Origin of the sequence: Caulobacter sp. RHG1, from assembly GCF_013181195.1 — a bacterium.
In the GTDB taxonomy this organism is placed as follows: domain Bacteria; phylum Pseudomonadota; class Alphaproteobacteria; order Caulobacterales; family Caulobacteraceae; genus Caulobacter.
On the sequence record NZ_SMZP01000009.1, the window covers coordinates 198,280 to 222,621 of the forward strand.

A 24,342-nucleotide genomic window follows, 5' to 3' on the forward strand; every position below is an offset into this window, starting at 1 on the left:
GGAGAAGCAACCCATCCTGGCGTCCAAGGTTCCGGCCCAGCTCAACGGGCGGAGAGGCCAAGAAAAAACGCCGACCCCTGGGAGGAGGGGCCGGCGTGGAGTCCTAGGCGGTAAGAAGGAAGGACGCCTAGAAGTTATAGCGGAGGCCGACGATGAACTGACGGCCGCTGTGGGTGTAGACGTTCAGGCGGTTGTTCCCGACATACTGCTCGTTGAACTCATCGGTCAGGTTCACGCCTTCGATCGACAGGCGCAGGTTGTCGCGGATGTTCCAGCTGGCCTGCATGTCAACGTTCAGGGTCTCGTTGGTGCCCTGGACGCGGTTGCCATCGGCGCCCGGGACCTGGGTCAGATAGCCGTCACGATAGGCCAGCGAACCACGAACGCTCCAAGTCGGGGTCTCATAGTACAGCGTCATGTTCGCGGCGTTCTTCGACAGGCCGATCAGGTCCTCGATGACCACCGGTCCGCCCGCCGCCTGGGTGGTTGGATATTCAATCTTCGAGGCGACATAGGTGTAGTTGGCGATCACGCCGAAGTGGCTCAGCCAGCCCGGCAGGAAGGTCAGGGGCTGCTGAACGTTCAGTTCGAAGCCCTTCAGGTTACCGCCTTTGGTGTTCAGCGGCTTGGAGACCTGGAACAGCTCGGTCGTCTCGACCCGAGTGCCGTCAAGCAGCGAGGCCGGCAGGCCCAGGGTGTTGTACACCAGCTGTTGGGTCTGGGTGGCGACGAAGGTGTCGATCTTCTTGAAGAAGAAGCCGGCGGCCAGCATCGTGCCCGAGGTCGGGTACCATTCCAGCGAGACATCGACGTTCTTGGATTGGGTGGGGCGCAGGTAGGGGTTGCCCGAGCTGTAGTTGCGGTTGGTGCCCTGAACGTTGACGTCGCCGCCCGGCGACAGCGAACCGATGCCCGGACGGGCGATGGTCTTGGCGGCGCTGAAGCGCGTCACGAAGGTGTCGGTGACGTCGGCGGCCAGATTGAACGAGGGCAGGGTGATGTCGTAGTCGCGCTTGACGTCGAGCCGCGAAATCCCGCCGGTGACCGCAGCGTAGCCGGCGGACTCCTGCTCAGTGTGGACCCGGCGCAGGCCCGCGTCGCCGCGGAACGGGAGGCCGAAGGCCTGGAAGCGGTACTCGGCCTGGATGTAGGCCCCGGTGCTTTGCTCCTCGACCGCGCCGTACTGACCGCGGGCCGAGCTGTTGTTGGTGCCGGTCAGGGCGTAGATGCCGGTGTTGCTGTAGATGTTCAGTAGGGCGTTATACTTGTCGATGTCCGGGGTCAGCCACGAGGTGGCGTTGCCGGCCGGCATGCCCAGGCCCTTGCCGAAGCCGCTGAACACCTTCGACACCGAAGCCAGTTCGGCCGGGGTCAGGGTCTGAACGACCGTCTCGGTGGTGCGGTACAGGCCGTAGCTGTCGTACTCGAACTTGCGCCAGTCGACGCCGGCCTTGATCTTCAGGTTCTCGTTGGCTTCCCACTCGCCGTAGATCTTGGCGGTCGAGAATTGGTTCTCGACGAAGGTCGGGCGAATGCGGACTTCCGAGGTGCCGTTGATGGCTGACCAGTTGGCCGGGTTCGTGGCGTCGAAGCCCAGGTCGATCTTCGGGGCGCCGCCGCCGCGGAAGTCGTAGATGTAGTTGTTGGTGTTGGCGCGGTCGAACGTGACGATCGTCGAGACCGGTTGGGTGAAGGTCGAGTCCGCATAGCCGGCCAGGGCGCCGATCACCAGGCGCTGACCGATGTTGCGCTTGGCCGACAGGGTGAATTGCTTGAACTCGGTGTTCAGCTCGTCATAGGCCGACTGGGTGCGCATATCGACATTGTCCATGCGCGCATAGACGAGGTTGCCGTTCTCGACGACGCCGTCGCGAATGATCGTCTGCGGCTTGCCGGCCCCGGTGCGCGACAGGCCGATGGCCTGCAGCTGGGCTTCCTTACGGGTGCCGGCCAGATAGGCGTACAGGGTGTCGAGCGTAATCTCGGTGTTCTCGTCCGGCTTGAACTGGAACGCGCCGCTGACGCCCAGGCGCTTGTTCTCGATGTCGTAGCTGACATAGGCCGGGATGCGCGGGGCGAAGATGCCGGTGGTCGTGTTGGTCTCGTTGATCTGGGCGATCGTGTAGCCCGGGACGGTCGAGGCGGCGTTGAAGGCGCCGTTGCTGCCGCCGACGGCCCAGCGGCTGATATTGGCGCCTTCCTCCTTCAGGCGGCGCTCTTCATAGGCCACCGAGATCAGCGCGCCGAACTTGCCATCGAAGAAGGTGCGGCTGGCCAGGGCCGACAGGCGCGGCGTCGTCTTCTCGGCCAGGGTGTTGTAGCTGGCGCCGGCCGACAGGACGAGCTGCGGCTTGCGGCTGTCGAAGGGGCGGGCGGTCTGCAGGTCGACCGTGCCGCCCAGCGAGCCTTCTTCGATGTCGGCCGAGGCGGTCTTGCGCACGGCGATGCTGTTGAAGAGATCCGAGGCGAAGACGTTGAAGTCGAAGCCGCGGCCGCGGTTGGTGCCGCCGCTGTTGGCCGTGCCGCCGGTCGTCGAGATGGCTTCCATGCCGTTGATGCGGACGCGGGTATATTCCGAACCCAGGCCGCGAACGGTGATCTGGCGGCCTTCGCCATTGATGCGCGAGATCGAGACGCCGGGGATGCGCTGCAGCGATTCCGCCAGGTTCAGGTCGGGGAACTGGGCGATGTCCTCGGCCTTGATGGCGTCGACGACGCCGGTCTCGTTGCGCTTGAGGTTCATCGCGCTCTGCAAGCTGGCGCGGAAGCCGGTGACGACGACGGCCTCGACTTCATCAGAACCGGCGGGGGCGGCTTCCTGCGCGACGGCGGCGCCGGCCAGCGTCAGCGCCAGGGCCGAGGCGCTCAGCGCCAGAATGGAGCGCGCATTGCTCTTGTGGTTGGTCGACATCGTCCCTCCCGTGCCCGCGTTCGCGGGTCCTTGATGGCGAGGGCGCTGTGGCCCTCTTCGTTGCCTGAAAATACGGACGGGCTTTTGGCTAGGGCCAATCTCAATCCGGTATGAACCTATGCGCTTTGGGCACGGATCGATGTGAAACGGCCATCTGACGTCGGTTTTGGCTCCGATTTTGCTCCTCGATCGCCAATTTACGCGGTTGGATGGGGTGTTTCAGACACACTTCGATACACGGGACGTCTTGATCCATGTTGCAAGTGGATCGGTCGATAGGCGAATTGACTTAGACCTGCGAGGCCAGCGGCTCTAGCGTCGCTTGAATAGTCGTCGACGTCAGATCGGCGCCATCAGGGAAGGGACGCGAATGACAGACTCCACCAAGCGGACTCGGGTCCGCTGGCTGATCATCGCGGTGCTCTTCATCATCACCACGATCAACTACGCCGACCGCGCGACCTTCTCGATCGCCGGTCAGTCGGCGTCCAAGGAGCTTGGGCTGGACGCGGTGGCCATGGGCTACATCATGTCGGCCTTCGCGTGGGCTTATGTCCTGGGCCAGATCCCCGGCGGCGCGCTGCTGGATAAGTTCGGATCCAAGAAGATCTACATGCTGGCCCTGGTGATCTGGTCGGGCTTTACCGCCCTGCAGGGCTTTGCCGGCTTCTTCACCGGCCTGATGGCCGCCAGTGTGCTGTTCGTCATGCGCTTTGCGGTCGGCCTGGCGGAGTCGCCGTCCTTCCCCGCCAACGCCCGCATCGTGGCGGCCTGGTTCCCGGGGTCTGAGCGTGGCACCGCCTCGGCGATCTTCAACTCGGCCCAGTACTTCTCGCTGGTCGCCTTCGCTCCGCTGATGGGCTGGCTGGTGCACGAGTTCGGCTGGCGCTCGGTGTTCTGGGTGATGGGCGTGGTCGGCATCGTGGCCGCCGTGTTCTTCGTCAAGCTGATCCACAGCCCGCTGCTGCACCCCTGGGTCAACAAGGCCGAGGTCAAGTATATCGAAGACGGCGGCGGCCTAGTGCGCATGGAGGAGGCCTCGGCCAACAACGGCGCGTCGTTCACCTGGGCCAACGTCAAGCAGGTGCTGACCAACCGCATGCTGCTGGGCGTCTATCTGGGCCAGTACTGCATCAACGTGCTGACCTATTTCTTCGTCACCTGGTTCCCGATCTATCTGGTCAAGGAGCGCGGCCTGTCGATCTTGCAGGCTGGTTTCACCGCGGCTTTGCCGGCTCTGTGCGGCTTCGCCGGCGGCCTTCTGGGCGGCATGATCTCCGACGCCCTGCTCAAGAAGACCGGCAATCTGGACATCGCTCGCAAGACCCCGCTGCTGCTCGGGATGGTCCTGGCCACCAGCATCATCGTCTGCAACTACGTCGAGCAGGAATGGCTGGTCATCGTGATCATGGCCGCGGCCTTCTTCGGCAAGGGCGTCGCATCGCTGGGCTGGGCCGTGGTGTCCGACACCTCGCCCAAGGAAATGGCGGGCGTCACCGGCGGCATCTTCAACACCTTCGGTAACGTGGCCGGCATCGTCACCCCGATCGTCATCGGCTACATCGTCCAGGCGACCGGCTCGTTCGACGGGGCCCTGATCTTCGTCGGCGCCCACTGCGTGATCTGCATCCTGGCCTATTTCCTGATCGTCGGGAAAATCCAGCGTCTGGAACTGAAGGCGGCTTGAGCATGACGACCCGACGCTCGATCCTGGCCGGCGCCTCGGCGCTGGTCTTCGCCGCCCTGGCCCGTCCCGCTGCCGCGGCCGCCCCGACCCTCACCGTCAGCACGCCGATGGCGCCGCCCGAGTGGGCGCTGCTGGAACGCGAGCTGCTCAAGGCCAACGAGGAAGCCTGCACGGCCTTCTTCGAGCGCTATTTCGACGAGCGGGGCTATCTGCTGGCCTTCGCCCGCTGGGGCGCCAACGACGGTCCCGACGACGCCATCGAGAACGTCAACGACTGGCCGACCCTGCACGCTCTGGGCGGCGACGACCGCCTGGTGACGATGGCCAAGAAGGCCTTCGAGGGCAATGTCAGGCAATATACCGAGGCCAAGACCAAGGACGTGCCGTTCGCCCGCGACGGCATGTACTTCAAGGAATTCCCGGTCATGAGCGACTGGCAGCACCTGTCCGAGGGGTTGTCGATGTTCAATCTGCTGGGTCTGTCGGATCCCTATGACGTGCGCTACCGCGACCGCGTGAAGCGCTTTTCGGGCTTCTACACCGGCGAGGACCCCTCGACGCCGAACTACGATCCCAAGCTGAAGATCATCCGCAGCATGATCACCGGCAGCAAGGGCCCGATGCTGCGCAAGGCCACGCCGCTGGACTGGGCCGGCGATCCCTTCGACGTCACCCACTATTTCATGGAGCACGGCGAGAGCTCCTACCAGGAAACCCTGGACCATTATGCCGACTACGGTGACGTGGTGGGCGACGCGCCGCTGAACCTGCAGTCCACCAGCCTGGTCATGAACGCCTACATGCTGGACCAGGAGCCGAAGTACCGCGACTGGATCCTGGGCTATGTCGACGCCTGGATTGATCGCGCCAAGGCCAATGGCGACATCATTCCCAGCAAGGTCGGACTGGACGGCAAGATCGGGGGCCCCAAGGGCCAGTGGTGGAGCGGGACCTATGGCTGGGGCTTCAGCCCCATCGCGCCGCACACCGGCAAGCGCGAGGATCGCAACCGCACGCCGCGCGCCGTGGTCGGCTTCCTGAACGCCTATCTGCTGACGGGCGACGACAAATACCTGGACGTCTGGCGCCGCCAGAACGATGTCATCAACGGTCAGAAGAAGACGATCGACGGCAAGGTCTCGGCCCCGCGCATGTACGGCTCCAAGGGCTGGTATGGCTATGCGCCCGGCGAGTATCGGCTGAACAATCTCGAGATCTGGTACATGTCCCAGAAGGCCTCGGACCGGGCGCGCGCGCCCGACCATCCGTGGGTCGACTTCCTGGAAGGCAAGAACGACGGCTTCCCGGCCAAGGCTCTGCGCGCCGACATCGAAAAGGTCCGCGCCCGCGCCCAGCTGCAGCGTGAGGACAAGACGACGTCCGACACGCGCCTGGCCGACGCCACGCTGGACATCACCCCGGCTCACGTCACGGCGCTGATCCACCTGATGGAGGGCGGCATCAACATCGCCCGCCCGGCCTGGTCGCCCAGCTCGCCGCCGCAGGGCGGGGCGCTGCACTATGCCCGCTTGCGCTACTTCGATCCCGAGCGCCGCCGCGCCGGCGTGCCGTTGGATGTCGGGGCTCTGGTCGAGAAACTGACCGACGACGAGACCGTGGTCAGCCTGGTCAATCTCAGCCAAGTCGCGTCGCGCACCGTGACGGTGCAGGGCGGCGCCTATGCCGAGCACCAGATCCTCAGCGCGGCGATCGGCGAGGGCCCCGCCAAGGCGGTGGACGCCTCGGCGTTCACGATCCGCCTAGCGCCGGGCGCCGGCGCCAGGCTGACCTTGAAGATGAAGCGTCACGTCAATGCGCCGACCCTGAACTTCCCCTGGGACCGCGCCTGATTTTCTGGAGGGGCTGATGATCGGTTCGGTTTCGCGTTTCGCGCTGCTCGCGGCCCTGATCGCCGGACCGGCGATGGCCCAGGATCCCAAACCGATCGCCGCCGTGGCGGCCGGCGGGCCGGCGGCGACCGGTCAGGAGGTCACCGTCGTGAAGGTCGACCGCGAAGCCGATGACGAGGCCCAAGGCTCGCTGCGCTGGGCCATCGCGACCAGCAATGCCGAGCCGGGCCGCTACCGTATCGAGGTCTCGGCGCCCGCCATCGTCCTGAAGTCGGCTCTGCCGCTTATCAAGGGTCCGGTGACCATTGAGGGCGCAGCCTTCGCGCGCTCGGGCGGCCACAACGTCGTCGATGGTTCGGGCTACCTGCCACGCGATCTGAAGTCTTGCCCCGGCATGGTCCAGGGCCAGTACGGCACCAATGTCCGCACCGCCAGCAACCCCGGCTTCGCTCTCGTCGACACCAAGGGCGTGACGCTGCGGGGCCTGCAGATCCGCGGCTTCTGCATCGGCGTGCTGGTGCTGCGCACCTCAAACGCCGTGATCGCCGACAACCTGATCACCCGCAACATCGGCGGGGCAGGGGTGATGCTCAGCGGCGATGACGGGAAGGGCGGCTCGACCTCGCACACCACGCTGGACAACAAGGTCGTCCGCAACACCTTCTTCGAGAATGGCGATGGCCTGGAGCTGACGCGCGGCGCGGCCTTCAACCTGATCGCCGACAACACCTTCGACGGCGGGACCGACAATCTGGAACCCTCCCAGGGCATCGAGATCCTGTGGGGCAACGACAACACCGTCGTGCGCAACCGCTTCCTGCGCTACTCGGATGGCCTGCAGCTGAACTGGGGGGCGCGCAACTACATCGCCGCCAACAGTTTCAACCAGAACAGCTTCGGGATCAGCGTCTCGGGCGCCGACAACATGATCGAGGGCAACGACCTGCGCGGCAACGGCATCGGCATCGCCGTGCGGCCCGAAGCCAAGGTCGCCGCCAACCGGATGAGCCGCAACACCTTCGTCGGCAATGGCGTGCCGTTCACCCACTGTTCGGCCGGCGGCTCGTGCGACCCGAAGATGGCGCGCGGCGCGATCGTGGTCGGCCCGCCGGGGCTGGAGCACGCCCACTTCATCGGCTCGCGCGGCATGGGCGTGGTGTTCGACAAGGCCGGCGCGGCCGTGGCCTGCACGGGCGCGAACGATCCCGCCAACTGCCACGCCACGCCGCAGTTCGGCTTGCAGCCGCCCAGCCTGGCCTCGGCCCGCCTGGCCGGCGGCAAGGTGGCGGTGAAGGGCGAGGCGACCGGGCCGGCGAGCACGGTGGTGTTCGTCGAGCTGTTCGCCGGCAAGACCGCGGGCGAGCGCTATCTCGGCACGGTGAAGGCCGTCGCTGACGCCCAAGGTCGCGCGGCGTTCGCGGGCGAGGTCGACACCGTCGGCGAAGGCTCGATGATCACCGCCACGACCACCACGGCGGCCGGCGCGAGCTCAGCGTTTTCGAAGGCCGTGGCGCTGGGACGCTAGGTCCCTTCCTTCATGAAGGGCGCGCCCGCGAACAGCTCGCGCTCTTCCTTGCGGGGGTCATCGACCATCGCCGAGGTCTCGTTGACCACCAGCGTCGCGCGCTTGGGCAGCGTGTACTTCTCCCAGGCCGGGATCGCCGCGCAGTTCGGGTCGCCCGTGCGCGCGAAACTGGCGAACGCCGCGCTCATCTGATCGCGCACCTTCTGGGCTGCAGGACCTGTCCCGGTCATCGAGCCCTTGGCCGCCAGCGTGCCGAACACCAGGGCGATGTCGTAGCTGTGATAGGCGCCCATCTTCGGATCGGTCTGGGCGCCGAAGTCCAGCTGGTACATCCAGGCCGGCGCATCGATCTGGGCGCGCCGCTCGGCCTGGATCAGGTGACCCGGCCAGGAGCGGCCGGCCGTCGTGGCGGCGAAGAACACGTCCGAGGGGCTGTAGTTCGGATAGAGCTCGCGATAGCGCGCGACGATGTGCTCGGGCGCGACGTCCAGGACCAGCTCGTTCTCCATCTGGCCGGGCAGCTCTTCCCAGGTCAGGGCGAAGTTCTTCGGATTGCCGCCCAGGAAGGCCTTGGTCTCATCGTGGGTGTTGCCAATGATCATCGGGATGTGACCGCTCTCGCGCGGCGCGTCCGGATAGAACGGGTGACGCTTCAGCACATTGTGGTCGACCACCGACCAGAACACGATGCCGCCCTTGCGCTCGAGGGGATCGCGCATCCTCAGCGCCTCGACCAGTTGGGCGGCGGGCAGGGTCTTCAGGGCCTCGGTCTGGTCGGGCTTGAGGCCCAGCTTGTCCATGAAGGCGCGGGCGCGGATCGTGGCGTGGATGGGGCCCATGGCGGTGACGTGCTGGCCGCTCATGGTCGCGACCTTGTGGTAGAGGCCCGCCGCCTGCGGCATGGCCATCAGGGTCACCAGCTTGGCGCCGCCGCCCGACTGGCCGAAGGTCATGACGTTGGCGGGGTCTCCGCCGAAGGCGGCGATGTTGTCGCGCACCCACTGCAAGGCCAGGATCAGGTCCAGATTGCCGACATTGCCGCTGTCGGCCAGTTCCGGCCCGCCCAGCCGCGCCAGGAACGCATAGCCGAAGGCGTTGAGGCGATGGTTCACCGTCACCACCACGACGTCATAGGTCTTGGCCAGCCAAGTCCCGTCGTACAGCGGGCTGGAGCCCGAGCCGTTGGCGTGGGCGCCGCCGTGGACATAGAACATCACCGGGCGCTTCTTCCCGTCGACCAGGCCAGGCGTCCAGACATTGAGGAACAGGCAGTCCTCGCTGGTCGCCTCGTCGGCCTTCAACTGCGGGCTGGCCGCGCCATAGGCCAAGGCGTCGGCGATCCCTTTCCAGGGCTGGGCGGCCTGCGGGGCTTGGAAGCGGCGGGGGCCGGTGTCGGCGCCGTAGCGCACGCCCTTGAAGATCTTGATCCCCTCGACCTCGGCGCCGCGAACCCGGCCGGCCGTGGTGGTCGCCACGGGGGCGGCGCGGCCGGCGGCGTTGACGCGGGGGGCGGTGGCCAGGGCGGCGGTTCCGGCCAGCACGGCGCGACGATCCAGGATCATGAAGTCTCTCCCAAGGTCTTTTTGTTGGGCGTCGGCCCGCCGAGGGAGAGGGGCGTTCTAGCGCACCGTCTCCGCCGGCGAGGCCTCGGCCAGGCATAGGTCGATGAAGGCCTGCAGGATCGGGCTCTCGTTGTCCTTGCGCCAGGCCATATAGAGCTCGACCGGGCGGTCAGGCGTGGTCGCCACGGGGCGGAACTGCACGTCGTCGAAGTGCAGGCTCATGGCGGCTTCGGGCACGATCGCCGCGCCCAGGCCCGCATGGACCAGGGCCAGCATCGAGTGGATCTGGGTGACGTGCTGGATGTAGTTCGGGGCCACGCCGTTGGCGTCGAACAGCGTCGTCAGCATGTTGTAGAAATAGCCCGCGCCCTCGGGCGAATACATGATCAGCGGCGCGCCGTCGAAGTCGGCCAGGGTCAGCGAGGCCTTGGCCAAGCGCGGATCACCGGTCGGCAGGGCCGCGACCAGGGGCTCGGACAGTACGCGGGCGGTGGCGAACTCGACCCGCTCCATCGGCGGGCGGACCAGACCGATGTCGATGCGGCCGGTCAGCAGCGCCTCGACCTGCTCGCGGGTGACCATCTCTCGCAGCGTCAGGTCGGCGTTGGGCAACCGCGCCTTGGACAGGATCACCAGCTGCGGCAGGAAGTTGTAGCCGGACGCCGCGGTGAAGCCGATGGCGATCTGGCCGGCCTCGCCGCTGGCGATGCGGCGGGTGGCCAGGGCCGCGCTCTCGGCCAGGCGCAGGATCCGGCGCGCTTCCAGCAGGAAGGCGCGGCCGGCCGGCGTCAGCCGCACCGAGCGGCTGGTGCGGTCCAGCAGGGTGACCCCCAGGATCCGCTCCAGCAGCTGCACCTGACGGCTCAGCGGCGGCTGGGTCATGTTCAGCCGCTGGGCGGCACGGCCGAAGTGGAGTTCTTCGGCCGTGGCCACGAAACAGCGCAGCTGGCTCAGTTCGAACATCGGAAAGCGCCCATCGACAACACCCTGCAGGCGTGAAGCTAGACGCTCGTTCGGTCCGATGGCCAACGTCTTCTTGCCGGGAAGAGGCGAGAAGGCGTTCATTCCGCCTTCAGCACCCCGTCTACGCGGCGCGTCAGGCCCAGCGGATTGGCCGCTTTCAGCTCGTCCGGCAGGACGGCGTCGGGCAGGTTCTGATAGCTGACGGGACGCAGGAAGCGCGCGATCGCCAGGCTGCCGACCGAGGTCGCGCGGCCGTCGCTGGTCGACGGGAACGGACCCCCGTGGACCATGGCGTGAGCCACCTCGACGCCTGTGCCGAAGCCGTTGACCAGCACGCGGCCGGCCAGCAGTTCCAGTTCCGGCAGAAGCTGGGCGAAGGCGGGCTGGTCGGCGTCGGCCAGATGGACGGCGACGGTCAGCTGACCTTCGAGCTCGGTGAGGATGGCCTGCAGTTCGGCCAGGTCGGCGCAGCGCACCACCAGGCTGGCGGCCCCGAACACTTCCTCGGCCAGCTCGTGCTGGGCGCGGAAGTCGGCGCCGGAGACGCTGAACAGGGCCGGGGAGGCCTTGCCGCCGACGGTTTCGCCGCTGGCCAGCAGGGAGACGCCGCGCCCGGAAGCGACGCGCGCGACGCCTTCCTCGAACGCCGAGCGGATGCCCGAGGTCAGCATGACCTGGGCCGGCGCGCCGCCGACAGCGGCGGCCGCCGCTTGCAGGAACGTGTCGAGGTCGGGACCGTCGATCGCCAGGATCAGGCCGGGATTGGTGCAGAACTGGCCTGCGCCCAGGGTCAGGGCGCCGACGAAGCCGGTCGCGATCGCCTCGGCGCGTTCCGCCAGGGCGGCGGGCAGCAGGATGACCGGATTGATGCTGGCCATCTCGGCATAGACCGGGATCGGGACCTTGCGGGCCTGGGCGGTCTGGACGAGCGCCAGGCCGCCGGCGCGCGAGCCGGTGAAGCCGACCGCCTTGATCCGGTGGTCGGCGACCAGGCCTTGGCCGATCGTGCGGCCACCGCCATGCAGCATGGCGAAGACGCCAGCCGGCAGGCCGCGTTCCGCGACCGCCGCCTGGACGGCGCGGCCGATCAGTTCCGAGGTGCCGGGGTGGGCCGAGTGGGCCTTGACGATCACCGGGCAACCGGCCGCCAGGGCCGAGGCAGTGTCGCCGCCAGCCACGGAGAAGGCCAGCGGGAAGTTAGAGGCCCCGAACACGGCCACGGGACCCAGCGGCACGTTGCGCAGGCGCAGGTCCGGACGGGGCAGCGGCTGGCGATCGGGCAGGGCCGGGTCGACGCGCGTCTCCAGGAAGCCGCCGTCGCGCAGCACGCCGGCGAATAGCCGCAGTTGACCGCAGGTGCGGCCGCGCTCGCCTTCCAGGCGAGGACGCGGCAGGCCGGTCTCGGCCATGGCGCGCACGATCAACTCGTCGCCGATCGCCTCGATCTGGGCGGCGATCGCCTCCAGGAACGCGGCGCGCTCGGCATAGGGCAGGGCGCGATAGGGCTGGAAGGCCGCGTGGGCGGCGGCGCAGGCCTCGTCGAGATCGGCGGGCGTTGCGCCCCCGAAGGGCGGATCCATGCGTTCGCCGGTCGATGCGTCGAAGGCATGGACGACGCCGGCGTCACCTTTGCGGGCGACACCGGCGATCAGGAGATCACCCGTTAGCGGCACGAGGCGCGTCGCTGTTCTGGGCGCGGGCGATCAGGCCCTTCAGGACGTTCAGTTCGTCCGGCGTCAGGTCGGTCAGCGGCAGGCGGACCGGGCCGGCGTCGCGGCCGATGGCCTTCATGCCGGCCTTGACGATCGAGACGGCGTAGCCCTTGCCCTTGTTGCGCAGCGAGATGTACGGCAGCACGAAGTCGCGCAGGCCGGTCATCACCGCGTCACGATCGCGGGCGCGGACCGACTTGTAGAACGACAGCGCCCATTCGGGCATGAAGTTGAAGATCGCCGACGAGTAGGTCGTCACGCCCATTTCCAGATAGGGCAGGGCGAAGGTTTCGGCCGTCGGCAGACCGCCGATATAGGTCAGGCGGTCGCCCATGCGGGCATAGACGCGCATCATCAGTTCCAGGTCGCCGACGCCGTCCTTGAAGCCGACGAGGTTGGGATTGCGCTCGCAGATCTTCTCGAGGGTGTCCTCGTTAATGATCGCATTGTCGCGGTTGTAGACGATGACGCCCAGCTTGGTGGAGCGGCAGACCGCCTCGATGTGGGCGGCAAGGCCTTCCTGGGTGGCGTTGGTCAGGTAGGGCGGCAGCAGCAGGATGCCATCGGCGCCGGCGGCTTCGGCGTCGCGCGCCAGATCCGTGGCGATGGCCGTGCCGTAGCCGACGCCGGCGATGACCGGGGTCTTGCCGGCGGCTTCGGCGACGGCGGCGCGAACCACCTGGCCGACTTCTTCCGGGCGCAGCGAGAAGAACTCGCCGGTGCCGCCGGCGGCGAACAGGCCGGTCAGCTCATGCTGCAGCATCCACGCGCAGTGCTCGCGATAGGGCGCTTCCAGGAACTGGTGCTGGGCGTCGAAGTGGGTGACTGGGAAGGACAGCAGGCCGCCGCCGAGGTGGCGGGCCATTTCCGTCGGCGTCATTCGGCTCATGATGATCCTCCGAGCGGCGGCCTCGTCTCGGGTCGTTCCGGGAGGCCGCTTCTTGATCGTCACGGTAGAGAGCGGGTCGGTCAGGGTCTAAGCCAAAGGCGCTATCGACCAATACAGAAATTGGCTTGATGCAGAACGGGCGGACCTTGTGGGCCCGCCCGTTGTCTTGAGGTCTAGCCGAACAGAGGCACCGGCCCGCGCCCGCCGCCGTTCCAGTTGGCCCAGTTGGGGAAGATGTAGGGCATGTCCGCTGCGCTGACGCCGTACCAGCGGGCGATGGCCCCGACGTATTCTTCGGTTGCGATCGAAGGGATCCAGCGGCCGTCGTTGGAGGTGTCCTCCGCGCCGCCGAAGGTCATGTCCGGATAGCGGCCGTGGACCTTGCCGTTGGCCAGCGCCCCGCCCAGCACCAGGTGGTTCGAGCCCCAGGCGTGGTCGGTGCCGTTGCTGGCGTTGCCTTTGAACACCCGGCCGAAGTCCGACATCGTGAAGGCGGTGACGTTGTCCTGCAGGCCCAGGGCCTTCATGGCGTTGTAGAAAGCGGCCAGAGCGTTGGCCAGGTCGCCATAGAGATTGTTGTGGCTCGCCAGCTGTCCGGTATGGGTGTCATAGCCGCCCTGGCTGACGAAGAAGGTCTGCTTGGCATGACCCAGGGTGTTGCGGGCCTCGATCATCCGGGCCGCGCGCAGCAACTGACGGGAGATGTCCGAGGTCAGGACCGCGCCGGTGGTCGGGTGGACGAAGAACTTGTCGACCGCCGAAGTGGTCGAGGTGATCACCGTATTGGCCTGCACGGCCTGGGCGTAGGCGGTGCTCATGCCCTTGCCGGTCAGGTCGGTGATCGCGCCGTAGGACGAGGCGTCGGCGAAGACGCTCAGCGCCGCCTGGCGGGCCTTCACGGCCGCGTCGGTCGAGGCGGCGTTGTAGCCGTTGCGCACGATCGATCCGCTGGACGGAAGGATCAGCGGCGCGGTGCGGTCGCCGATCAGGCAGAGGTTGGAGCCGGCGATCGAGATCAGCGGCGGCAGGTCGGCGGCCGGCGCGCGGTCGTTGATCCGGCCCATGAAGCCGTTGTTGTTGACCGCGCGCGTGCGCATGCCCTGCCACTGGTTCTGCTGGTCCTCGTGGGACATCAGGTTCAGCGGGCGCAAGTCGGGACGGCTGGTGTAGAGCGCCTTGGTCAGCGGCGCGAACAGGGTGCCGGTGTTCAGCACCGCGCTCAGCGCGCCTTCGTCCCAGGCGGCCTTCAGGGGCGCGAAGGCGCCGTGCAGGGCAAACGCGGTGCCGGTCAGGGGCATCAGGCTGGACTGCTGCAGGGCCACCGTGCCGCGCTGCTTGGCGTAGTCCGTAAAGCGGCTGTCATTGGGCACGACCATGTTCCAGGCGTCGTTGCCGCCGAACAGGAACACGCCGACCATGGCGCGGTAGTTGCCGCTGTCGGCGGCCAGGGCGCTGGACAAGCCCAGCTGGCCGAGGGCCGCAGCGGCCGAGCCGCCGGCCATCAGCTGCATCATTTCACGACGAGAGACGGTCATGGGTACGCTTACCGATCGACTTGGAAGAGGGGGGAGGAGGCGACGATGTAGAGCGCCACCTGCGCACGACGTCGGGCCTGCAGGGCGGGGTCGGTGTTCTTGATGGCGGCCATGGCCGTGACGATCGACTGACGCTGAGCAGCGGTCATCGTGCCGTTCAGCATCACCAGGTTGATCCGGTCGATGGTCTTGGCGTCGTCAGTCCCGTTGGCTTCCCAAGAGGCCCAGTTGGGGACCGTGCCCGTTGGCCCGAGGGTCGGCTTGAACTCGCCTCGCGTGCTGTCGCCGCCGACCGTCCAGTCGTAGAGGAAGTTGTGACGGGCCATGACCGTCGAGGTGGTCATCAGCTTGCTGACCGGGCTGACTAGGCCATCGCCCTGGGCCAGCGGGAAGTCATACGGGTAATAGTTGAACACCGACGGCGCGCGGAACGGGGCCTGGCCCATGCCGGCGTCGCGGGTGGTGAAGGCGTAGCCGTCGGTCGCGTATCCGATGGCGCGGGCCAGGGAGGTGGCCAGCAGCACCGGCTCCTTCACCTTGCCCGGCAGTTGCGAGACGACGCGGGCTTCGCTGTCCAGATAGATCGCCCGGACCACGGCCTTCATGTCGCCGCGCACGCCGGCGCCGTTATTGGCGAACACGGCCGCCACGCGTCCGACATAGGCCGGCGTCGGGTTGGCGACGGTCAGCTGCTGGATCAGACGCTTGCAGATATAGGGAGCGATGTTGGGGTGGTTGAACATCGTGTCGACCACCGTGTCGACATTGGCCTGCTGGGTTGCGCCGGCCGCGATGGTCTTGCCCAGGAAGGTCTTGGAGCCGGTGTCGAAGCGCGCGGCGTTGATCACCATCGGCTTGGTCCAGTCGCGATTGGTGTAGTCGCTGAGCGGCGCGCCGTTCAGGCGGGCCCAGGTCCACCCCGTCAGCGCGCGAGCCACCTCCTTGACGTCGGTGTTGCTGTAGGCGGCGATCGTCGCACCCGTGGCGTCGGTCTGCGGCGTGCCATCCGGGTTCAGCAGGACGGTGCCGATCGCGAACAGTTGCATCAGCTCGCGAGCATAGTTCTCGTTCGGCTGGGTCTTGTTGCTGTCGGCCATGTCCAGGTAGTCGCCCATATACGGGTTCAGGGTGACGGCCTGGAGGATGTCGCGGTAATTGCCGAAGGCGTTGCCCAGCAGGATCTGGTCGAAGGTCGCGAGGCCGGCGGTGTTGCCGACCTCGACCGCCGAGGCGACCACGATCTGAGACAGGGCGAAGGCGACGCGCTGGCGCACCTGATCGTTCTGGCCGATGGCGTTCGAATAGAACCGCAGCTGCATCGGCGTGGCCGAGAAGTTGTCGCGGTTGCAGGTGTTCAGCTCCGCGCCGGCCGGGAACTGGGCCGAGCAGAAATTGCTGGGCACCGGCTTGGTGGCGATATCGGCATAGGTGCTGCTCGACAGGGTGAGCTGGTCATCCAGCCAGGCGGCCGCCGACTTCTTGGCGACGATGGCGGCGATCAGCTCCGGGGTAGGGCCGAAACTGGCCTGCTTGGCCAGGCGCGCGGCCTCGTCGGGCAGGATGTCGCCGCTGGGCGCCACGCCGATGTTGTCGGGCAGAGGGATGCTCGCGCCGCCGGGGGCAGCCGGAGCGCTGGCGGAGCCGCCGCCGTCCGAGCCCCCGCCGCCGCAGGCGGAGAGGAAGAGTGACAAGCTCAGCGCGGCGGCCGAGCCAAAGTCCTGTTTACGCATGACAAGGTCCCTGACGCGCCGAGAGCGAGCGGCGCGCCTTAAGCTGGAAAACCAGAGAAAACTGAGGATTTAGGCGGAGTTAGCGGTCCTGGAAGACGACCTCCTTGACCGCTCGGACGCCGCCTTGGCGATGAAGCTGGATGAAGATATCGACGACGCGCCGCACATGGTCGACGACGTCGGCGCGGCGAAGGTTGGCCCCGGCTTGCAGGGCCATCAGCGCCAGCTGGTCGACCGCGCCGGCCGGATCGTCGGCATGGACGGTGGTCATCGAGCCGGGGTGGCCGCTGGATACCGCGCGCAGGAACGAGAAGGCCTCGGCCCCGCGCAGCTCGCCCAGGATGATCCGGTCGGGCCGCAGACGCAGCGAGGCCTGCAGCAGGTCCTCGGCGCTGACCCGGGCTTCCCCCTGATCGCCGCGCACGGCCACCAGGCCGACGGCGTTGGGATGGATCAGGCGGATTTCCGGCGCGTCCTCGATCAGGACGAGGCGTTGGTCGAGCGGGACTTCCTTCAGGAGGGCGTTGAGGAAAGTGGTCTTGCCGGTCGAGGTGCCGCCGCTGACGACGATGTTCTTGCCGGCCCGCACCGCGGCGGCCAGGAAGTTGCGGACGTCGCCTGCATCCAGGAAGGCTCGCAGGATAGCGTCCGAGTTGGTCTTGGGCGCCAGGACATGATCGAAGGCGCCGTTGGAGGCGTAGTCGGCGAGGCTGAGGTCGCTGACCACATGTTTGCGGATGGCCAGGGCCAGACCCTCGCGGGTCGCTGGCGGGGCCACGACCTGAACGCGGGCGCCGTCGGGCAGCACGGCAGACAGCAGCGGATGCTCGCGGCTGACGCCCTGGCTGGACAGGCTGGCGACCTGGCGGGCCAGTCGCCAAAGGTTGGTCTCGTCAAGGGCCGGAACCTCGACGCGCTCGGCGCGGCCGCCCAGTCGCTCTACCCACAGCTCGCCGGGGCGGTTGACGTAGAGGTCCGTCACCGAAGGATCGTCCAGCCACGGCGCCAGGGGCGCAAGATAGGCCTCGAGATAGACGCCAAATTTCGACGCGAGGGCGGTCATTGGCCGACGCTCGAGAAGTCGAGGTCGCGGGCGACAAAGATCGTCACCGGCGCACCTTGGGCGGTCTTGATGGTCGGGGCGATCTGGTCGCTCTTCATCACCGTTCCGGCCATGCTGGCCGCTTGGGCCGCCGAGCCGATATAGATCTGCGAGGTCGAGCGGGCGTTGCCGACCGCCGCGACGCCGGCGTTCAGCACCGACATCAGGATCGACCCGCCGAAGCGGCCGAAGAAGTGGCGGTCGACCCGGCCCTCGATGCCGCCGCGACCCAAAGGGTCGGCCGCGGGCGAGGCAATCTGGATGGAGACGCCGTCGGGGCGGATCACGCGGGTCCAGATCACGAAGACGCGCGAGGCGCCCTGGGCGACGCCGGACTTGTACTGGCCGATCACCCGGCTGCCGCGCGGGATCAGCACGGTGGAGCCGTCGAAGCTCTTGATGTCGCGCGTGACCATTGCTCTTGCGAGGCCCGGCAGGTCGGAATTGATCGCCGTCTCCATCACAGCGGGGATTACCGCGCCCTGCGGGATGACGGCGTCGAGGTCGCGCATCGCCGTGGCCTTGGCGGGCGAGGCGTCGCCGGCCGACAGGCGATCAGCGAACTTCTCGTCGGGGTTCAGGCCGGTTTCAGCGACCGCCTTGGCTATCGGCGCGGCGGTCTCGGCATTGATCTTGACCAGGTCCGGGGAGCCGCCGAAGTCGACCACCAGGGTGGGCGCGCGGCGGCGCTGATCCATGTCGACGGCGGGGACGGGCGGCAGCGGCTCGGCCGCCATCGCCGAGATCTGAGCCGGCGTTGGTGGCAGGCTATTGTTCTCGGTGAACTGCGGGCCGGGGATATTGGCGACCGGCGCGGGCGGCGTGGTCGTGGCGACCGTCTGGGTCACGACGGCGGCGGCTGCCGTACGCTGCGGACGCGGTTGGGCGTCGGCGCGATGGCTGGCCATCCAGACGAAGACGCCGACCCCCAGCAGGCCGAAGCCGGCCAGGATCACCGGCGTCGGCACGCCGGCATGGGCGCGGGCGACGGCCGGACGGGCCTGGGCGTCGGCGGCGGCGAGGTCTTCCTGCACCTGGGCGTTTTGGCGGGGATCGGTCATTGGGCCGCTCCCGAAGCGAAGGCGTTGTTGGCGACGGTCAGGCTGGCCTTGCCCGAGCGCAGCACGAAGCGCGGGGCCAGCTGATCCACGACCAGGTACCCGTCGCGCACCACGGCGTTGGCCAGGCCTTCGACACCATCGGCGCCGACAACGAACACGGCCGGGAGGTCGGCTTGAGCCGGCCAGGCAAAATAGGTGGCTGCGCCGTCGTCGAAGATCTTCGACGGGCGGATGGCCGCATCGCCCTTCACGCTGTAGGCGGCGTTGCGCTCTGCCGGCGCGGCGGGCGGCGGCGGGGGCGCAGCGACGAACGCCGGCGCGGGAGCGGGAAACAGGAAGCGGACCACATAGGCCAGGTCCTTGGTGGTGGCCTTGGGACCGGCGACGACCAGTTCGAACACATAGCGGCGACGATCGGTGACCACGGTCATGTTCGTGGCGGCCGTCCGATCCAGGGGTTTGAGGAACAGCAGGTTGGCCTTCTTGTTCGGCGTGACCTGCCAGCCCATGGCGTCGCCGATCGAGACGTTCTCGATGCGCTCGTCGGGGGCGAATTCCAGCATGGTCTGGATGCCGAAATAGCCGGTCAGGCGCACGACCTGGTCGGGATCGTAAGCGACGGTGCGGATGCGGGAGTCCACGGCGCCGGGACGCGGGGCGTCGGCGGCCAGCGTCGGGCCGGTCAGGGCCGTGGCGATGGCCAGGGCGGTCAGCAGCATGCGGGGGTAAGCGAAAGTCACTGGTCTCTCCGGGCGCCCGAGGCGGCGCGGCGGGGGGCTGGGGTGCGGCGATAGGTCTGGCCGAGCGGCGCGCTGGGCGCGGCGTAGGCGGCTTGGCCGGCGGTCTGGCTGCGGTTCGAAACGACGGTGAGCAGGCGCGGGCCGATCGGATCTGTGGAGGGGGCGGCGTCGCGACGCTCCATGGCGGCGGCCGCGGCGGCGATGGTCACGGCCCGACTCATCGGCTCGACTTGCGAGGCCGCGTAGCGCGGGGCGTTCGGCGTAGCGGCCTGATCGGCCAGCGGCGAACCTGTCAGGCCGCGCGGCAGGCGCAGGCCCGCTGCGATGACCGCCAGGGCGATGACCGCCAACACCATCACCAGGGCGAAGACCAGGGTCAGGACCAGCACGGTGATGGCCGGATCGATCTCGAAGGCGGCGAACTGCTGGGCCGCGCGCGCCTCGGCCAGGGCCTTCAGCGACGGAGCCAGCATGGCCAGTTCCAGCGACAAGGCCAGGGTCGTCACGAGCGGGATCAAGGCCAGGGCGATCATGGCCTTCAGCCAGCCTTCGACCAGACCGCTGGTGGCTTCGAACAGGGCCAGGCCGCCGATCAGCGGCGCCAGGGCCAAGAGGATCGCCAGGACCACCTTGCTGGCCAGCAGCACGCCCAGAGTCGACAGGACCAGCGTCATGCCGCCGGTGTTGACGGCGAAGGCGCCGAAGCCCGGACCGCCTTGCATGGCCGCGGCGCCCGCGCCGGCCCGGCTGGCCAGCAGCGTGGCCGATTGCTGAAGACCGTCGAAGGCGTCCTGCAGCAGGGCGAACGGGTTGCTGGGCTGGCCTTGCAGGCCGCCCAGAAGCAGGCTGCCGACCTCGGTCGGACCGCGAGTCAGGGTGTCGTAGACCAGGGTCTGGAACAGGTTCCAGTTGGTGGCCAAGGCCAGGATCAGCCCGACCTTGATCACCTGCAGGGTGGCGTCGCCGACCCGCAAGGTCCCGCGGCCCAGCAGCAGTCGGTAGCCGATAAATACGACATACAGGGTCAGCAGGCCGGTCAGCAGCAGACCAACGGGCGAGCCGGGGCCGGCGAGGGCGGCGTAACCGGTCTGGGCCAGATCATGGACTCGGCAGTCGACCGAGCCGATCAGGCCCTGGACCATTCCGGCGTCCGTGGGAGCGCAAGGCTTGGCCATGGCTACGCGGCCTCCTGCAGTTTCGGCATCCAGGCGGCCGGGTCGTCGCCAAGCTGTTCGCGCAGGGCGTCCAGCTTGCGCACGCTGCTCTCCCGGCCTGACAGGACGGTCAGGAGTTCCGGCGCGCCGGCCAGGTTCAGGCGGGCCACGACGCTGTCGGTCCCGTGCTTGATCAGGAAGCAGCGCGAGGTGTCGGGCAGGGTCTTCACCAGCTCGAACTCGTGCTGGGTCAGGCCGAAGCCGTCGCAATAGTCCTTCGCCTGGGCCTTGGGATTGGCCATGAAGATCTGGGTGGCGGCTTGCTCGATGATGGCGCTGGCGATGCGGCTCTCCAAGGCGTCCTGGGCGCTCTGGGTGGCGAAGCCGACCACGCCGTTGCGCTTGCGCAGGGTCTTTTCCCAGTCCTTGATCCGCGCCACGAAGGCGTCGTCGTCCAGGGCCTTCCAGCCTTCGTCGATGACGATCAGGGTCGGATGGCCGTCCAGGCGCTGCTCCACGCGGTGGAACAGGTACATCATGGCTGGCGTGCGCAGGGCCGGGTCGTCCAACAGCTGGGTCATGTCGAAGCCCAGGGTCAGCGCGTCGAGATCCAAGCCGTCGGCTTGGTTGTCGAACAGCCAGGCGTGCTCGCCCGCGCCGTGCCAGGGGGCGAGGCGGGCGGCCAGGTCGGCGGTGTCGGGACGGCGGGCGCCGCGGAACAGTTCGGCGAAATAGCGCAGGCGGCGTAGAGCCGGGGCTTGGTCGTAGCTGGCGTCGACGGCGTCCTTGATCCGCGCGGCGTCGTCGGCTGAAAGGATCTCGCCGGGGATCGACACCAGCTTGGCGACCCACTCGGTCAGGAAGCGGCGGTTGGCGGCGGTGTCTTCCAGGGCCAGCGGGTTGAAGCCCGTCTGCTGGCCCGGACGCAGGGTCTCGTAGCGGCCGCCGATGGCGCGCAGGAAGATCTCGGCGCCGCGGTCCTTGTCGAAGAACACGATGCGCGGGCTGTACTTGCGAGCCTGAGCCAGCAGGAAGTTCAGAACCACGGTCTTGCCCGAGCCCGACGGGCCGATGACCGTGAAGTTGCCCAGATCGCCCTTGTGGAAGTTGAAGTGGTACGGGCCGGCCGAGGTGGTCTCCAGCAGCGTCACCGCGGGACCCCAGTGGTTGCCATCGGCCTGGCCGACCGGGAAGTTGTGGCCGCTGGCAAAGCCGGCGAAATTGGCGGTCGAGATCAGAGCTTTGCGGGCGATGTCCTTGAAGTTGCCCGGGAACTGGGCCCAGAAGGCCGGCTCCAGATTGATGTCCTCGCGCACCGCGATGGCGCCCATCTCTGTGAAGGCCGACATCACTTCCGCTGTTGAGCGGTCGAGCGCTTCCAGCGCTTCGCCGCGCACCAGCACGGTCAGGTGATGCTCGCCGAAGGCGGCGCGGCCGGAGACGACGTCGTCCTTGGCGCGGGTGAGGTCGGCGCGCAGCGAGAGGCCGTCGTCATCGGCGGCCTTCATGCGGCGCAGGGCCAGGTTCATGCGCTCCAGGGTCGGCTGGCGGTCGACGAAGCCGAAGCTCTGGCTGACCACCATCTCGCAGGGCAGGCGCAGCAGGTCGTCCAGCATGCCCGGCGTGGTCTGGGCGGGGTAGTCCTTGACCGAGACCATCGACCCGAAGCCGCGCGCCAGGGCGCCGGCGCGTGACAGTTCGAGGGTCTCGTGGCCAAAGCTGGCGCGGCGATAGGGCAGGTATTCGCCGGCGTCGCCTTGCGGCATGAGCACCGGACGCATCTCGCCGTTGTAGAGGCAGGACAGGAATTCCAACGGCTCGGAGCAGCGGGCGCCGGTGCCGTCATAGCCGCCCAGCAGGCGCGCGCCGTAGGGAGCAAGCGCCGAGATCAGGCTGTCGCGGGCGCTGTCCAGTTCGCGGCGGTCGGCGGCCAGTGTAGCGGCGGCCTCGGCCTTGCCGGTCCCCTTGAGGGCGCGCAGGAGGCCTTCGATGACGCCGCCGTGGCCCTGCAGCGGGCGGCGGACGATCGTCAGGAAGAGGTCGTTGACGTAGAGCTTGCGCGCGGCCAAGCGCTCGCTCCAGGTCGCGTCGAGGTCGGCGCTGAAGGCGTCGTCGAACGCGCCCTCGGTGCGCGCGTCGACCTGGCGGCGGACGATGTGATGGTAGATCGCGAAGCGCGAGCTCGACAGGCCGCGCAGCATCACGTCGCGCACGGCCTTGCGGTAGTTCAGCTCCTCGCTATCGGCCGTCTCGAACGGCAGGCCGGCCAGGTGGATCACCTGCATCAGCAGGCCGTCGCGCGTCTCGATCGTGACGTCGTCCAGGTGGCGGGCATAGGGCAGGCGCTTGCCGGCCGTCATCTCTTTACGCGGGTTCACGCGCTGTAGCTGTTGCATCGCCAGGCTCGGAAATTGGGTACGCGGGGACAGCGGCTGACCTTGGTCAGCCAGAGATCGAAGATGCGGGGCTCGCGCAGGCAGGCCGCGTAGCCGATCGCGTGGATCGCCAGGGCGGCGGCGATGGCCCAGAACGACTTGGTGATCAGGAAGAGCTCGGCAGTGACCACGCCGTTGATCACGAAGTAGCTGTACGTCACGCCCGCGAACATCTGCGGGCGCGTCAGGGCGCCGAACACCACGTCGCGATCCAGCGGGGCGGCCATGGCTTACGCCGCGCCCGAGGCGGCGCGGATGCCGCTGACGATCGTGGTGGCGCCAAAAAGAATGAAGCAGCCCAGGATCACGGTCGCGCCGTAGCGCCAGTTCAGGCGGCCGGTCAGCATCATGAAGCCGACGGCGGCTACGGCCATCACCGCCACGGCGGTGGCGACATTGCCCATCAGCGAGCCTTGCAGCCAGGTGACGCCGGCCAGCAGGGCGCTGGAGCCTTGCGGATCGGCCTGAACGGCCTGGGCGTGGGCCTGGCTGGCGGCGGCCGTCAGGGCGGTGGCGAGCGCGGCGGCTTTCGGGGTGATGAACTTACGCATTACTGGGCTCCGAGGGCGGGGACGGCGAAGGCGGCGCCGGTGGCGGCCATGCGGCCGAGGATCGAGGTGACGTAGGCTTGGGTTTCGGCGTAGGGCGGCACGCCGCCGTGCTTGCGCACCGCGCCGGGGCCGGCGTTGTAGGCGGCCAGGGCCAGGCGCACGTCGCCGCCGAAGGTGGTCAGCATGCGGCGCAGATAGAGCGCGCCGCCGCGGATGTTCTGTGCCGGGTCGAACGGATCGACGCCGAGGTCGCGGGCGGTGTCAGGCATCAGTTGCATGACGCCGATCGCGCCCTTGGACGAGCGGGCGGCGGGGCGAAAACGGCTCTCGCGCCAGGCCACGGCCTCGACCAGGCCGCGATCCAGGGCATAGGCGTCGGCGGCCGAGGACAGTTCGCGGCGCACCGCGTCCGGCGCGCTGCCAGCGACCAGCAGGGCAGTGGCGGGCGCCAAGCGCGCGGCGCCCTCGGCGGTGAACACGGCCGGGCCGTCATAGATGACGACCTCGCCCTGGTCGCCGATCTCCAGAACTTGGGCAGCGGCGGGGCTGGCGCAAAGGCAGCCGACCGCGGCCGCCGCCAGCAGGGCCTGGCGGACGATGTCGAACGTCAATGACGCCCCCTCATACGATCAAATCAACTTGGTTAACTGTGTATCGGGAGAGATCGCAGAGTGTAATGCGGCAGGTTGGCGCATAATGATTTGATGGTGATGTCAAAAATGATGTTTTGAAGTGATATTGTAAGCTTGGCTTGTGCGAAATGTCGGCTTTTGAACTTTTTCAAATCGTTAAATGATGGTTAATTTTGTGCACTCGGCAAAGAAGTACTCAGTGAGTACATCGGTGTTGGTGGATAGTCATAAAAGAATCTTTTCTGGATCTTCGATCGGCGCTTGCCTGTGGATAGAATCGCTCGGCAGCGTACAGTCACGATC

The 24,342-nt window shown here is 67.8% G+C and carries 18 protein-coding genes; 3 read left to right on the forward strand and 15 right to left on the reverse strand.

Annotation, left to right across the window (positions count from 1 at the left end):
- Window positions 1-127 precede the first annotated feature (127 nt).
- Window positions 128-2,911 (reverse strand): TonB-dependent receptor, encoded by a 2,784-nt coding sequence (locus E1H18_RS22760; protein ID WP_172273214.1) that lies wholly within the window; start codon window positions 2,909-2,911, stop codon window positions 128-130.
- A 370-nt stretch (window positions 2,912-3,281) separates the two neighbouring features.
- On the opposite strand from E1H18_RS22760, the gene E1H18_RS22765 reads away from it, so the two are divergent.
- From E1H18_RS22765 to E1H18_RS22775, 3 genes are read left to right on the forward strand one after another with little or no spacing between them, the layout of a single operon-like run.
- Entirely contained in the window at window positions 3,282-4,598 is a 1,317-nt protein-coding gene (locus E1H18_RS22765; protein WP_172273217.1) for an MFS transporter, read from the forward strand.
- Between the two features lie 2 nt (window positions 4,599-4,600).
- Complete coding sequence (locus E1H18_RS22770; RefSeq protein ID WP_172273220.1) at window positions 4,601-6,448, forward strand: hypothetical protein; 1,848 nt, start codon at window positions 4,601-4,603, stop codon at window positions 6,446-6,448.
- 16 nt (window positions 6,449-6,464) lie between these two features.
- Window positions 6,465-7,973, forward strand: a complete 1,509-nt coding sequence (locus tag E1H18_RS22775; protein ID WP_172273223.1) for a nitrous oxide reductase family maturation protein NosD — start codon at window positions 6,465-6,467, stop codon at window positions 7,971-7,973.
- On the opposite strand, the gene E1H18_RS22780 is transcribed toward E1H18_RS22775, so the two are convergent.
- The 14 genes from E1H18_RS22780 to E1H18_RS22845 all read right to left on the reverse strand — a co-directional run bounded on the left by E1H18_RS22780 (window position 7,970) and on the right by E1H18_RS22845 (window position 24,018).
- Window positions 7,970-9,535 (reverse strand): carboxylesterase/lipase family protein, encoded by a 1,566-nt coding sequence (locus tag E1H18_RS22780; RefSeq protein WP_172273226.1) that lies wholly within the window; start codon window positions 9,533-9,535, stop codon window positions 7,970-7,972. The genes E1H18_RS22775 and E1H18_RS22780 overlap by 4 nt on opposite strands.
- A gap of 57 nt (window positions 9,536-9,592) precedes the next feature.
- Window positions 9,593-10,600 (reverse strand): LysR substrate-binding domain-containing protein, encoded by a 1,008-nt coding sequence (locus E1H18_RS22785; RefSeq protein WP_241736158.1) that lies wholly within the window; start codon window positions 10,598-10,600, stop codon window positions 9,593-9,595.
- Entirely contained in the window at window positions 10,597-12,171 is a 1,575-nt protein-coding gene (locus E1H18_RS22790; protein ID WP_172273229.1) for an aldehyde dehydrogenase family protein, read from the reverse strand. Before E1H18_RS22790 ends, E1H18_RS22785 begins: the two co-directional genes overlap by 4 nt.
- Window positions 12,155-13,099: a 5-dehydro-4-deoxyglucarate dehydratase gene (gene kdgD, locus E1H18_RS22795; RefSeq protein ID WP_172273232.1), complete on the reverse strand. Its 945-nt coding sequence runs from the start codon at window positions 13,097-13,099 to the stop codon at window positions 12,155-12,157. The genes E1H18_RS22790 and kdgD overlap by 17 nt, the downstream gene beginning before the upstream one ends.
- A 173-nt stretch (window positions 13,100-13,272) precedes the next feature.
- Window positions 13,273-14,634, reverse strand: coding sequence for a DUF1501 domain-containing protein (locus E1H18_RS22800; RefSeq protein WP_172273235.1), 1,362 nt, complete (start codon window positions 14,632-14,634; stop codon window positions 13,273-13,275).
- Between the two features lie 8 nt (window positions 14,635-14,642).
- Window positions 14,643-16,364: a DUF1800 family protein gene (locus E1H18_RS22805; RefSeq protein WP_172273238.1), complete on the reverse strand. Its 1,722-nt coding sequence runs from the start codon at window positions 16,362-16,364 to the stop codon at window positions 14,643-14,645.
- A gap of 79 nt (window positions 16,365-16,443) precedes the next feature.
- A complete protein-coding gene (gene virB11, locus E1H18_RS22810; protein WP_172273241.1) occupies window positions 16,444-17,427 on the reverse strand; it encodes a P-type DNA transfer ATPase VirB11 in 984 nt (327 codons plus the stop codon).
- Entirely contained in the window at window positions 17,424-18,527 is a 1,104-nt protein-coding gene (virB10, locus tag E1H18_RS22815) for a type IV secretion system protein VirB10 (protein ID WP_172273244.1), read from the reverse strand. Before virB10 ends, virB11 begins: the two co-directional genes overlap by 4 nt.
- The gene (locus E1H18_RS22820) at window positions 18,524-19,267 is read right to left on the reverse strand and encodes a TrbG/VirB9 family P-type conjugative transfer protein (protein ID WP_172273247.1); all 744 of its coding nucleotides are present in this window, start codon (window positions 19,265-19,267) and stop codon (window positions 18,524-18,526) included. Before E1H18_RS22820 ends, virB10 begins: the two co-directional genes overlap by 4 nt.
- Complete coding sequence (locus tag E1H18_RS22825; RefSeq protein ID WP_172273250.1) at window positions 19,264-20,442, reverse strand: type IV secretion system protein; 1,179 nt, start codon at window positions 20,440-20,442, stop codon at window positions 19,264-19,266. The genes E1H18_RS22820 and E1H18_RS22825 overlap by 4 nt, the downstream gene beginning before the upstream one ends.
- Window positions 20,443-20,444: 2 nt before the next feature.
- On the reverse strand, window positions 20,445-22,817 hold the full coding sequence (locus tag E1H18_RS22830; RefSeq protein WP_172273252.1) for a VirB4 family type IV secretion/conjugal transfer ATPase: 2,373 nt from the start codon (window positions 22,815-22,817) through the stop codon (window positions 20,445-20,447).
- Window positions 22,796-23,083, reverse strand: a complete 288-nt coding sequence (locus tag E1H18_RS22835) for a type IV secretion system protein VirB3 (protein ID WP_172273254.1) — start codon at window positions 23,081-23,083, stop codon at window positions 22,796-22,798. Before E1H18_RS22835 ends, E1H18_RS22830 begins: the two co-directional genes overlap by 22 nt.
- Window positions 23,084-23,086: 3 nt before the next feature.
- Window positions 23,087-23,407, reverse strand: a complete 321-nt coding sequence (locus E1H18_RS22840) for a TrbC/VirB2 family protein (RefSeq protein ID WP_172273256.1) — start codon at window positions 23,405-23,407, stop codon at window positions 23,087-23,089.
- Window positions 23,407-24,018, reverse strand: a complete 612-nt coding sequence (locus E1H18_RS22845) for a lytic transglycosylase domain-containing protein (RefSeq protein ID WP_172273258.1) — start codon at window positions 24,016-24,018, stop codon at window positions 23,407-23,409. Before E1H18_RS22845 ends, E1H18_RS22840 begins: the two co-directional genes overlap by 1 nt.
- Window positions 24,019-24,342: the final 324 nt, after the last annotated feature.

Excerpts from the sequence above, each read along its gene's own strand:
- E1H18_RS22780 (WP_172273226.1), bottom strand. The coding sequence starts at position 9,535 with ATGATCCTGGATCGTCGCGCCGTGCTGGCCGGAACCGCCGCCCTGGCC.
- E1H18_RS22765 (WP_172273217.1), top strand. The coding sequence starts at position 3,282 with ATGACAGACTCCACCAAGCGGACTCGGGTCCGCTGGCTGATCATCGCG.
- E1H18_RS22835 (WP_172273254.1), bottom strand. The coding sequence starts at position 23,083 with ATGGCCGCCCCGCTGGATCGCGACGTGGTGTTCGGCGCCCTGACGCGC.
- virB11 (WP_172273241.1), bottom strand. The coding sequence starts at position 17,427 with ATGACCGCCCTCGCGTCGAAATTTGGCGTCTATCTCGAGGCCTATCTT.
- E1H18_RS22785 (WP_241736158.1), bottom strand. The coding sequence starts at position 10,600 with ATGAACGCCTTCTCGCCTCTTCCCGGCAAGAAGACGTTGGCCATCGGA.
- E1H18_RS22825 (WP_172273250.1), bottom strand. The coding sequence starts at position 20,442 with ATGGCCAAGCCTTGCGCTCCCACGGACGCCGGAATGGTCCAGGGCCTG.
- kdgD (WP_172273232.1), bottom strand. The coding sequence starts at position 13,099 with ATGAGCCGAATGACGCCGACGGAAATGGCCCGCCACCTCGGCGGCGGC.
- E1H18_RS22775 (WP_172273223.1), top strand. The coding sequence starts at position 6,465 with ATGATCGGTTCGGTTTCGCGTTTCGCGCTGCTCGCGGCCCTGATCGCC.
- E1H18_RS22760 (WP_172273214.1), bottom strand. The coding sequence starts at position 2,911 with ATGTCGACCAACCACAAGAGCAATGCGCGCTCCATTCTGGCGCTGAGC.
- E1H18_RS22770 (WP_172273220.1), top strand. The coding sequence starts at position 4,601 with ATGACGACCCGACGCTCGATCCTGGCCGGCGCCTCGGCGCTGGTCTTC.
- E1H18_RS22830 (WP_172273252.1), bottom strand. The coding sequence starts at position 22,817 with ATGCAACAGCTACAGCGCGTGAACCCGCGTAAAGAGATGACGGCCGGC.
- E1H18_RS22840 (WP_172273256.1), bottom strand. The coding sequence starts at position 23,407 with ATGCGTAAGTTCATCACCCCGAAAGCCGCCGCGCTCGCCACCGCCCTG.
- E1H18_RS22800 (WP_172273235.1), bottom strand. The coding sequence starts at position 14,634 with ATGACCGTCTCTCGTCGTGAAATGATGCAGCTGATGGCCGGCGGCTCG.
- virB10 (WP_172273244.1), bottom strand. The coding sequence starts at position 18,527 with ATGACCGATCCCCGCCAAAACGCCCAGGTGCAGGAAGACCTCGCCGCC.
- E1H18_RS22805 (WP_172273238.1), bottom strand. The coding sequence starts at position 16,364 with ATGCGTAAACAGGACTTTGGCTCGGCCGCCGCGCTGAGCTTGTCACTC.